Annotated in this window: 2 protein-coding genes and 1 pseudogene; all 3 read left to right on the top strand. The window is 71.3% G+C overall.

The window, feature by feature from the left end:
* Positions 1 to 49: 49 nt before the first annotated feature.
* Positions 50 to 9,079 (top strand): annotated as a pseudogene (locus O3438_RS01285) (type I polyketide synthase); the annotation flags it as partial.
* 448 nt (positions 9,080 to 9,527) lie between these two features.
* Positions 9,528 to 10,292 carry a thioesterase II family protein gene (locus O3438_RS01290; RefSeq protein WP_269678138.1) on the top strand — a complete coding sequence of 255 codons (765 nt, stop codon included), beginning with the start codon at positions 9,528 to 9,530 and terminating at the stop codon, positions 10,290 to 10,292.
* 161 nt (positions 10,293 to 10,453) lie between these two features.
* Positions 10,454 to 11,644, top strand: coding sequence for a cellulose binding domain-containing protein (locus tag O3438_RS01295; protein WP_269678139.1), 1,191 nt, complete (start codon positions 10,454 to 10,456; stop codon positions 11,642 to 11,644).
* Positions 11,645 to 11,684 lie beyond the last annotated feature (40 nt).

Genomic DNA, 11,684 nt, shown 5'->3' on the forward strand with positions numbered 1-11,684 from the left:
ACACCTTCGTCATCCTGGGGAGCGGAAAACAATGGCAGACGGCGACAAGCTTCGCGAATACCTCAAGCGCGCCATCGCCGACGCGCACGACGCGCGCCGACGGCTGCGCGAGGTCGAGGAGAAAGAGCAGGAGCCCGTCGCGATTGTGGGGATGGCGTGTCGGTTCCCGGGTGGGGTGTCGTCGCCGGAGGAGTTGTGGGAGTTGGTGGCGGGTGGTGTGGATGCGGTGAGTGGTTTTCCGACGAATCGGGGGTGGGATCTGGAGGCGTTGTACGACCCGGATCCGGAGCGGGTGGGGACGTCGTACACGCGGGAGGGTGGCTTCCTGCATGATGCTGACGGTTTCGATGCGGAGTTCTTCGGGATGTCGCCGCGGGAGGCGTTGGCGACCGATCCGCAGCAGCGGTTGCTGTTGGAGACCGCCTGGGAGGCGCTGGAGGCCGCCGGGCTGGACGCCGCCACGCTGCGCGGCAGCCGCACCGGTGTCTTCACCGGCGTCATGTACAACGACTACGGATCACGCCCCCACCTACCCGCCGAGGACTTCGAGGGTTACCTGTTCAGCGGCAGCGCCGGCAGCGTCGCCTCCGGGCGGGTCGCGTACACCCTCGGTCTGGAAGGGCCGGCGGTGACCGTGGACACCGCCTGTTCCTCGTCGTTGGTAGCGCTGCACCTGGCCGCGAACGCCCTGCGCCGGGGCGAGTGTGACCTCGCCCTGGCCGGTGGCGCCACGGTGATGGCCACACCCATGGCGTTCCTGGAGTTCTCCCGGCAGCGGGGCCTGGCTGCCGATGGTCGGTGTCGGTCGTTCGCCGGGTCGGCGGGTGGGACGGGTTGGTCTGAGGGTGTGGGCCTGTTGTTGGTGCAGCGTCTGTCGGATGCGGTGCGGCAGGGGCGTCGGGTGTTGGCGGTGGTGCGGGGTTCGGCGGTGAATCAGGACGGTGCGTCGAACGGTCTCACCGCGCCGAACGGGCCGTCGCAGCAGCGGGTGATCCGTCAGGCGCTGGCGGCGGCCGGTGTGGACGCGTCGAGTGTGGACGTGGTGGAGGCGCATGGGACGGGGACTCGGTTGGGTGATCCGATCGAGGCGCAGGCGTTGTTGGCGACGTATGGGCAGGGTCGGTCGGTTGATCGGCCGCTGTGGCTGGGGTCGTTGAAGTCGAATATTGGTCATGCTCAGGCTGCGGCGGGTGTGGGCGGTGTGATCAAGACGGTGATGGCGATACGGCACGGCATGTTGCCGCAGACGCTGCACGTCGATGAGCCGACACCGCACGTCGACTGGTCGTCCGGCGCGGTGCGGTTGTTGACGCAGGCCCAGCCGTGGTCCGACACGGACGGCCCCCGTCGAGCGGCGGTGTCCGCGTTCGGCATCAGCGGAACCAACGCCCACGTGATCCTCGAACAGGCACCCGAAGCCGAGCCGTCCCACCACGGCACCGAGCCGCACCACGACGACGCCGCACCCGTGCTGCCCTGGCTGGTGACCGGACACGACGAGACCGCCCTGCGGGCCCAGGCCGACAGGCTGCACGACGTCCTGACCCGACGGACTGACGTCGACCCGGCCGACATCGCCCGGTCGCTGGCGACCGGCCGCGCGAAGCTGCCGTACCGCGCCGTCGTCATCGGTGCGACCACTGACGAACTGCTGGCCGGCCTGAGCGCACTGGCTACCGGGGACGGCCCGGACCCGGCCGTGCTCCGCGCCACCGTCACCCGACCCGGCCGGACCGCCTTCCTGTTCACCGGGCAGGGCGCGCAGCGGATCGGCATGGGTCGGGAGCTGCACCTGTCGTACCCCGCCTTCGCCGGTGCGTTCGACGAGGTCTGCGCGCATCTCGACGCCGGCCTCGACCGGCCACTACGAGAGATCATCTTTGCCGAGCCGGCCACCGCCGACGCCGCGCTGCTGGACCAGACCGTCTACACCCAGGCCGCCCTGTTCGCGGTGGAGGTGGCGCTGTACCGTCTGGTCACCTCGTGGGGACTGCGGGCCGACCTGCTCGCCGGCCACTCGGTCGGGGAGATCGCGGCAGCCCACGTGGCCGGCGTGCTGTCGTTGCCCGACGCGGCGACCCTGGTGACCGCCCGCGGACGACTGATGCAGGCGCTGCCCCCCACCGGCGTGATGATGGCGGTGCAGGCCACCGAGGCCGAGGTGCTTCCGCTGTTGGCCGAACACGCCGACGAGGTGGGCCTCGCCGCTGTCAACGGGCCCACCTCGGTGGTCATCTCCGGCACCGACGCCGCCGTGACGGCGGTGGCGGACGCGCTGGCGGGGCGCGGTCACCGAATCCGCCGGCTGGCGGTCAGCCACGCCTTCCACTCGCCGCTGATGGAACCGATGATGGCGCGGTTCGCCGAGGTCGTCCGGGAGCTGACCTTCACCCCGGCCCAGCTCCCGATGGTTTCCACGGTCTCCGGTGCCCTCGAACCGGCCGAGGTGTGGGCCGACCCCGACTACTGGGTCAAGCAGGTACGCCGCCCCGTACGGTTCGCCGACGCCGTCCGGGTGCTCGCCGAGGAAGGCGTCACGACCTTCCTCGAAATCGGACCCGACGCCGTCCTGACCGGCCTGGTCAACCAGGTGCTCGCCGAGCGCGACGGCGACTTCGCCGCGGCCGCGGCGCTGCGCGCGGGCCGACCCGAGGCACGCACGCTCATGGCCGGGGTCGGCACGCTCGTCGCCCACGGCAGCGCCGTCGACTGGTCGGCGCTGACCCCCGGTGCCCGGCCGGTCGAGCTGCCCACGTACGCCTTCCAGCGGAGCCGGTACTGGTTGACGCCCTCGGCCCGGCCCGCAGATGTCGAGTCGGCCGGACTGATGACGACCCGGCACCCCCTGCTCGGCGCGTCCGTCGAACTGGCCGCCGACGGCACGTTCGTCTACACCGGTCGGCTCTCCCGTACCGCGCCGGAGTGGCTGGCCGATCACCTGATCCTCGGGGCGACACTGCTGCCGGCCACCGCACTGGTGGAGATGGTCGCGCACGCCGGCGCGCGGCTCGGCTGCGAGACCATCGAGGAGGTGACGGTGTCCACCCCGATCGTCCTCCCCGAGCAGGGCGGCCTCACCCTTCAGCTCGCCGTCGCCACCCCAGACGACGCCGGCCGGCGCTCCTTCGACGTCTTCGCCCGCGCCGGCGACGCCGATCCGTGGCGCAAACACGCCTCGGGTGTGTTGGGGGTGGTGGGTTCGGTGTCGGGTGTGGGGTGGGAGCAGTGGCCTCCGGTGGGTGCGGTGGAGGTTGATGTGGTGGGTGCGTATGAGCGGTTGGTGGGGGTGGGTTACGGGTATGGGCCGGCGTTTCGGGGGTTGCGTCGGTTGTGGCGGGTTGCGGGTGGGTGGTGTGCGGAGGTGGTGTTGCCGGAGGGGTTGCGGTCGTCGGCGGGGTCGTTCGGGGTGCATCCGGCGTTGTTGGATGCGGGGTTGCATGTGTTGTTGCCGGGTGTGGGGGAGGTGGGGGGTCGGTCGTGGTTGCCGTTTTCGTGGTCGGGGGTGTGGGTTGGTCGGTCGGGTGCGTCGGCGTTGAGGGTGCGGTTGGGGGTGGGTTCGGCTGATGGTGATTCGTTGTCGGTGTCGTTGTCGGTGGCGGATGAGTGGGATGTTCCGGTCGTGCAGGTCGACAACCTGCTCCTGCGACCACTGAACCGTGAGGCCCTGCCGACGGCCGGTGTCGCGGCCGGTGACGGCCTCGCCGAGCTGCGCTGGACCGACCTCCCGGTCGACGGTACCGAGCCGACGGACTGGGCGGTCCTGCCGTCGGCATCGGCCCCGATCGAAGCCGTGGACGCCCTGCTCGCCGCAGCACCCGCACCTGCGGCCGTGGTCGTCGCGCTCGACCGCGCCGACGACGCGACGGTCGACGTACCCACCGCCGTCCGGGAGACGCTCACCGACGCCCTGCACCTGCTGAGGCACTGGCTCGCCGACGACCGGTTGTCCGACACCCGCCTCGTGCTGGCGACCCGACGCGCGATCGGCGTACCCACCGAGGACGTACTGGACCTGGTGCACGCCGGCGTGTGGGGCCTGGTGCGGACGGCCCAGACCGAGCACCCCGAACGGTTCGTGCTGGTCGACGTGGACGAGTGGCCGGTCCCCCTGGCGGCGGTCGCCGCGGCGGTGACAGCGGGCGAGACCCAATTGGCGGTACGCGCCGGTCGCGTGTCCGTGCCCCGCCTGACCAGGGCCGCGGCCTCCGACGAGCCCGGGGCCGACCGGTGGGACGAGCAGGGCACGGTGCTGGTCACCGGTGGCACGGGTGCCCTGGGTGCGGTGCTCGCCCGACACCTGGTGACCGCTCACGGCGTAACCCGGCTCCTGCTGACCAGCCGCCGGGGCGCAGCCGCGCCCGGCGCTGCGGAGCTGCGGGCGGAGCTGGCCGCACTCGGAGCCGAGGTCGACCTGGTGGCCTGCGACGTGTCGGACCGTGCCGCGCTGGCCGGCGTGCTGGCCCAGATCCCCGCCGAGCATCCGCTGACGGCCGTGGTGCACACCGCCGGGGTGCTCGACGACGCCACCGTCGAGGCACTCACCCCGGAGCAGCTCGGCAGGGTGCTGCGGCCGAAGGTCGACGCGGCCTGGCACCTGCACGAGCTGACCCGCGACATGACGCTGTCGGCGTTCGTCGCCTACTCGTCGATTGCCGGGCTGCTCGGCGCCGCCGGTCAGGCCAACTACGCAGGGGGTAACGCCTTCCTGGACGCCCTGGTGCACCACCGGCGGGCCGGCGGCCTACCGGCCGTGTCGCTGGCCTGGGGTTTGTGGGAACAGGCGACCGGCATCAGCGGACATCTCGACGAGACCGACCTGAAGCGGGTCGCCCGGTACGGCCTGCTACCGCTGGCGACCCCCGACGCCCTGCGGCTCTTCGACGCCGCACTGGGCACGGATGCGGCGCTGCTCGCCGTGACCCGGTGGGACCTGCCGGCCCTGGCTGCCCGGGAGGAGACCCTGCCGCCCCTGGTGCGGGGACTGCTTCCGCCGAAGCGACGCACGGCGGCGGCCGTCGGGGTCCCGCTGGCCCGACGGCTGGCCGGACTGTCGCCTGCCGAACGCGACCAGCTGCTGCGTGAGCTGGTGTTCGGCCGGGTCGCCGCGGTCCTCGGGCACACCGGAGCCGATCGCATCGCACCGGACCGGTCGTTCCAGGAACTCGGCTTCGACTCGCTGACCGCGGTGGAGCTGCGCAACCAGCTCAACGCGGCCACCGGGCTGCGGCTGCCCAGCACCCTCGTCTTCGACCACCCCACCCCGGCCGACCTGGTCGGTCACCTGACGGCCGAACTGGCGGTCGACGCCGGTGAGCCCGTTCCAGCGCCTACACCGTCCGTCGCCGCCGTCGCCGTCGACGAGCCGATCGCGATTGTGGGGATGGCGTGTCGGTTCCCGGGTGGGGTGTCGTCGCCGGAGGAGTTGTGGGAGTTGGTGGCGGGTGGTGTGGATGCGGTGAGTGGTTTTCCGACGAATCGGGGGTGGGATCTGGAGGCGTTGTACGACCCGGATCCGGAGCGGGTGGGGACGTCGTACACGCGGGAGGGTGGCTTCCTGCATGATGCTGACGGTTTCGATGCGGAGTTCTTCGGGATGTCGCCGCGGGAGGCGTTGGCGACCGATCCGCAGCAGCGGTTGCTGTTGGAGACCGCCTGGGAGGCGTTCGAGGACGCCGGGCTGGACCCCACAGGGCTGCGCGGCAGCCGCACCGGCGTGTACGCCGGCGTCATGTACCACGACTACGGCAGCGGGCTCGCCCGAATCCCCGCCGAGCTGGAGGGCTACCTGGCCAGCGGCACGGCCGGCAGCGTCGCCTCCGGGCGGGTCGCGTACACCCTCGGTCTGGAAGGGCCGGCGGTGACCGTGGACACCGCCTGTTCGTCGTCGTTGGTGGCCCTGCACCTGGCGGTCAACGCCCTGCGCCAGGGCGAGTGTGACCTCGCCCTGGCGGGCGGGGCCACCGTGATGGCCACCCCGCAGACGTTCGTCGAGTTCTCTCGGCAGCGGGGTTTGGCCGCTGATGGTCGGTGTCGGTCGTTCGCCGCCTCGGCGGGTGGGACGGGTTGGTCCGAGGGTGTGGGCCTGTTGTTGGTGCAGCGCCTGTCGGATGCGGTGCGGCAGGGGCGTCGGGTGTTGGCGGTGGTGCGGGGTTCGGCGGTGAATCAGGACGGTGCGTCGAACGGTCTCACCGCGCCGAACGGGCCGTCGCAGCAGCGGGTGATTCGTCAGGCGCTGGCGGCGGCCGGTGTGGACGCGTCGAGTGTGGACGCGGTGGAGGCGCATGGGACGGGGACCCGGTTGGGTGATCCGATCGAGGCGCAGGCGTTGTTGGCGACGTATGGGCAGGGTCGGTCGAGTGGTCGGCCGCTGTGGTTGGGGTCGTTGAAGTCGAATATTGGTCATGCTCAGGCTGCGGCGGGTGTGGGTGGTGTGATCAAGATGGTGATGGCGTTGCGGCATGGTGTGTTGCCGCGGACGTTGCATGTGGATGAGCCGAGTCCGCATGTGGATTGGTCGTCGGGTGCGGTGCGGTTGTTGACGCAGTCTCGGTCGTGGCCTGATTCGGGTGGGCCTCGTCGGGTGGGGGTGTCGTCGTTTGGGATTAGTGGGACTAATGCGCATGTGATTGTGGAGCAGGCTCCGGTGGTGGGGTCTGTTTCGGATGGTGGTGTGGGTTCGGGGTTGGTTTTTGGTTCGGGTGGTGTGGTGCCGTGGGTGGTGTCGGGTCGTTCGGTGGTGGGGTTGCGGGGGCAGGCGGCTCGGTTGGGTGAGTTTGTGGGGGCGCGGCCGGGGTTGGGTGTGGTGGAGGTGGCGTCGTCGCTGGTGGGGCGTGCGTCGTTGGAGGATCGGGCGGTGGTGTTGGGGTCGGGTCGGGAGGAGTTGTTGGCGGGGTTGGCGGCGTTGGCGCGGGGTGAGTCGTCGTCGTCGGTGGTGACTGCTGCTGGTGGTGCTGCTACTGGTGGTGGTTGTGCGTTTTTGTTTACGGGGCAGGGTAGTCAGCGGTTGGGTATGGGGCGTGAGTTGTACGAGCGGGTTCCGGTTTTCGCTCGGGCGTTGGATGAGGTTGTTGGGTTCTTGGATCCGTTGTTGGGTCGGTCGTTGGTGGGGATTCTGTTTGCGCCGGTGGGTTCGGCTGATTCGGTGTTGTTGGATCAGACTGGTTTTACGCAGGCGGCGCTTTTTGCGGTTGAGGTGGCGTTGTGTCGGGTGTTTGAGAGTTGTGGTGTGGTGCCGGATGTGGTGTTGGGGCATTCGATTGGTGAGGTGACGGCGGCGTTTGTGGCGGGGGTGTGGGATCTGCCGGATGCGTGTCGGTTGGTGGCGGCGCGGGGTCGGTTGATGCAGGGTGCGCGTGAGGGTGGCGCGATGGTGGCGGTGCAGGCGGGGGAGCGGGAGGCGCTGGAGTCGTTGGCGGGGTGTTCGGGTCGGGTGGTGGTGGCGGCGGTGAACGGGCCGGGTTCGGTGGTGTTCTCCGGTGACGCGGATGTGGTGGAGCAGGTGGCGCGGGGGTGGCGGGAGCGGGGTCGTAAGGTCCGGCGGTTGCCGGTCAGTCACGCGTTCCACTCGCCGCATATGGATGAGGTCCTGGATGAGTTCCGGGGTGTGGTGGCTGGGTTGACGTTCCACGAGCCGCGGATTGCGGTGGTGTCGAATGTCAGTGGTGTGGCGGCGACGCGGGAGCAGTTGTGCTCACCGGAGTACTGGGTGCGTCATGTTCGTGAGACCGTCCGGTTCCACGACGGCGTGCGCTACCTCGAAACCCAGGGCGTGACCCGCTTCCTGGAGATCGGCCCCGACGGAGTGCTCAGCGCACTGGTGGGGGAGAGCCTCGAAGCGGATCCGCAGGTGGTGGTGCCGGCGCTGCGGTCGGGCCGCGCGGAGGTGCCGACGGTGCTGGCGGCGCTGGCCGCGCTGTACGTCCACGGCGAGTCCGTGCGGTGGGCGCCGCTGTTCTCCGGCGCGCAACAGGTGCCGCTGCCGACGTACGCGTTCCAGCGGGAACGGTACTGGCTGGACTCCAGCCGGGCGACTGTCCCCGCCGGCGCCGGGCATCCCCTGCTGGGCCCGATGGTGCCGGTGGCCGGAGGCGACGAGGTGCTGTTCACCACCAGTCTGGTGGCGCGGTCGACGGCCTGGCTGACCCCCGGCCCGCTCGCCGGCACGGCGGTGGTGCCGGCAGCCGCGCTGGTCGACGCGGCGCTACGCGCTGGGCACGAGGTCGGCTACCCGGTACTGCGGGACCTGAGTCTCACCGCCCCCCTGGTCGTCGGCGAGGACACCCCGATGATCATCCAGGTCCGCCTCGACGGTGCCGACGAGAACGGCGCCCGAGCGGTGCACCTGCACGCCCGACCGGACCGGCAGGGCGGTGCCTGGGCGCACTACGCGCAGGGGCGGCTGGTCGCCGACGACGCCGAACCGGCGGTCGCGTCCCCGTCGTCCGGTCGCCCCGTGACTCTCGACCTGCCGGAGCAGTTCCGCCAGGAGGCGGAGGGCTTCGGGCTGCACCCGCTGCTGTGGGACACGGCTCTGCTGGATGAGGTGCCTCCGTCACCGGACACCGTGCGGGTGCCGGCCGTCTGGCGTGGGGTCCGCCTGCACGCGACGGGCGCCGTGAGCGTCGAGGCGCGGATGGACCTCCTCGACCTGGACACTGCCGCACTGGTGTTGTCCGACGGCACGGGGCAGCCGGTGGTGACAGTGGAGTCGATCGACTTCCACGCGGTGCCGATGGACCGGTTCGCCCAGCCGGACGTGGCAAATGTCGACCCGTCCCAGGACGCGCCCGCTCGGACGCGTACCAGTGCCGTGGTCCGCGACAGCGAACCGCCGCTGGCCGAACGCCTCGCCGACCTGTCCGGCGACGAGCGGCGACAGGCCGTGCTGGACCTGGTGCGCAACGGGGTCGGCGTCGTGCTCGGCCACCCGGCGAACACCACCTTCGACGCCGATCGGTCCTTCCAGGATCTCGGCTTCGACTCGATGACGGCGGTGGAGTTGCGGCACCGGCTGAGCGCGGTGACCGGCGTCCGGTTGCCCACGACAGTGGTCTTCGACCATCCGACCCTCGCGGCCCTCACCGAGCACCTGCTGTCCCGGCTGACCCCGGCGGCGACGCCGGAGTCACCGATGGCCGAACTCGACCGGCTGGAGGCGGCCCTCGCCGCGCTCGGCCCCGACGACCGGGAACGCGCGGCGGTCGCGACGCGCCTGCGCGACATCGCCTCCCGCTGGTCGGACGGCCCGACGATGACCGGCGACGCGGAAATCGGCACCCGGATCGAGTCCGCCTCGGCGGCCGAGATCTTCGACCTGATCGACAACGAACTGGGCCGGATGACGCACTGACCCGCGTGACGCCAACGACGACAGGCGCGCCGACCCGACACCGGGCCGGGCCGGGCCACCCGAACCGGCACCGGTTGGTCAGGCACCGCCTCGTCGCCGCGCGGCCGTGACACCAGCGCCCGCCGTCGGGCCCGGCCGGCGGCCAGCTGCGTCCCCTTCCCCGAGAGGAGTCCCGTCCATGACCTCATCCCCCGCCGACGCGGCGCGCTGGCTGCGCCGCTTCCACCCGGCCGCCGAGGACGCGGTACGGCTGGTCTGCCTACCGCACGCGGGTGGGTCGGCAAGCTTCTTCTTCCCGATGTCCCGGGCGCTGGCCCCGCACGTGCAGGTGCTCGCCGTGCAGTACCCGGGACGGCAGGACCGGCGGCGCGAGGACCACGTCGCCGATCTGCACCACCTGGCCGACCAGGTGTTCGGGGCACTGGCCGCCGCGCCACAGCAGCCGACCGCGTTGTTCGGCCACAGTCTGGGTGCCGTGGTCGCCTACGAGGTCGCGGTGCGGATGCGTGAGGCCGGCCTGCCCGGTCCGGTGCGCCTCTTCGCCTCCGCCCGGCGGGCCCCGTCGCGCTACCGGGACGAACGGGTCCACCGACTCAGCGACGCCGAGATCATCGACGAGCTGCGCCGGCTCAGCGGCACCCATGCGGCCACCCTGGCCGATCCGGAGCTGATTCAGTTGATCCTGCCCGCCGTCCGCAGTGACTACCGGGCCATCGAGACGTACCGTCATCGGCCGGACGCGGTGCTGGACTGCCCGGTGACCGTCCTCACCGGGGCGGACGACCCGGTGGTATCGGCCGCCGAAGCCGACGACTGGCGGCGGCACACCACCGGCGAGGTGGAGGTGCGGACCTTCACCGGCGGGCATTTCTACCTTGTCGACCATGCGCCGGCGGTCATCGAGCTGCTGACCTGGTCGCTGACCACCAGGGTGGCGGGCTGAGCTGCCCGCGCCGGGCCGGGTGACCGGCCGGCGTGCGCCGTACGGTCGGCCGGCAGCCGGACACGGAAGAAGACGTCACGCGGCTGTTCGCCGCCGCACCGCAGCGGACCACGTCGTGAGATACGTTGGCGATCATCGATGTCTGGCGACATCGTCGTCGTATGACAGGCGCGCCCTCGTCCTCGTCGCTTCGCCGCCTCCGGCCGGGTCTGCTGGCCGCCGTCGTGCTGTCGACGGCGGTTCTCGGCACCGCCCTGGGCGCGGTGACGAACGCCCACGCCGGCACCGGGACGCCGGCCGCCTACCCGGCGGTCGCCCCGGAGCCCGGCCGGGCCACCGTCTCCGTCGCGGCGCCGACAGTGACCGGACCGTCGACGCCGACCACGGCCCCCAGCACGCCGGGCACCTCGCCCTTCCCGCCGAGCACGCCCACGAACCTGACCGCCAGCGAGGTCACGGCAGGGTCGATCACCCTCACCTGGACCGCCGCCACGCCCGGCTGCTGCGCCATCACCGGGTACGACATCACGTACTACCAGGTGTTCAACGACGTCTACTACAGCGCCAGCGTCGGAGCCGTCACCACCACCACGATCACCACCTACGTCCAGCCGGGCAGGCAGTACTCGTTCCAGGTGGCCGCCAAGGACAGCCTCGGACACCGCTCGCGCTCGACCGACCCGCTGATGGTGGTCACCCCGGTCACGGACACCGGCCCGGACACCACCCCGCCGAGCGCCCCACGGACTCTGACCGTCGGCGAGGTGACCGCCTCGACCGGCACGCTGTCCTGGTCGCCGTCGACCGACAACGTCGGCGTCCTCGGATACAACGTCTACCGGTTCGACGGCTGGTACACCTCGACCCTGATTGCCACCGTGCCGGGTACGACGTACACGGCGTCGCTACCCCAGTCGGTGCCGCTGCGGAACCTGTACTACGTGCGGGCCCGCGACGCCGCGGGCAACGTGTCCATCGCGTCCAACACCGTCGAGCTACCGACGACGTCGACGCCGCCGACCCCTCCACCCCCGACGTGTCAGGTGACCTACCGCAACCAGTCCGAGTGGCGGGGCGGTTTCGTGGCCACGGTGACCGTCCAGAACATCGGGGCGGTGCCGGTCGACGGCTGGATCGTCACCTTCACCTACCCCGGAGACCAGCAGGTCACCTCGCACTGGAACGCCGTGGTCGGTCAGACCGGTGCCACAGTGACCGCCCGTGACGCCGGCTGGAACCGGGTTCTCGCGCCGAACGCCTCGGCCACCTTCGGCGTCCAGGGGCGGTGGAGCGCCAGCGACGCGCCACCCACCGCCTTCTCGCTGAACGGCGCGCCGTGCGCCGTGGGCTGAGCGTCGCCCGTCCCGCTCCGGAAGGAGTCTCGTGAGCACC

It is taken from the genome of Micromonospora sp. WMMC250 (assembly GCF_027460215.1).
Classification (GTDB): domain Bacteria; phylum Actinomycetota; class Actinomycetes; order Mycobacteriales; family Micromonosporaceae; genus Micromonospora; species Micromonospora taraxaci.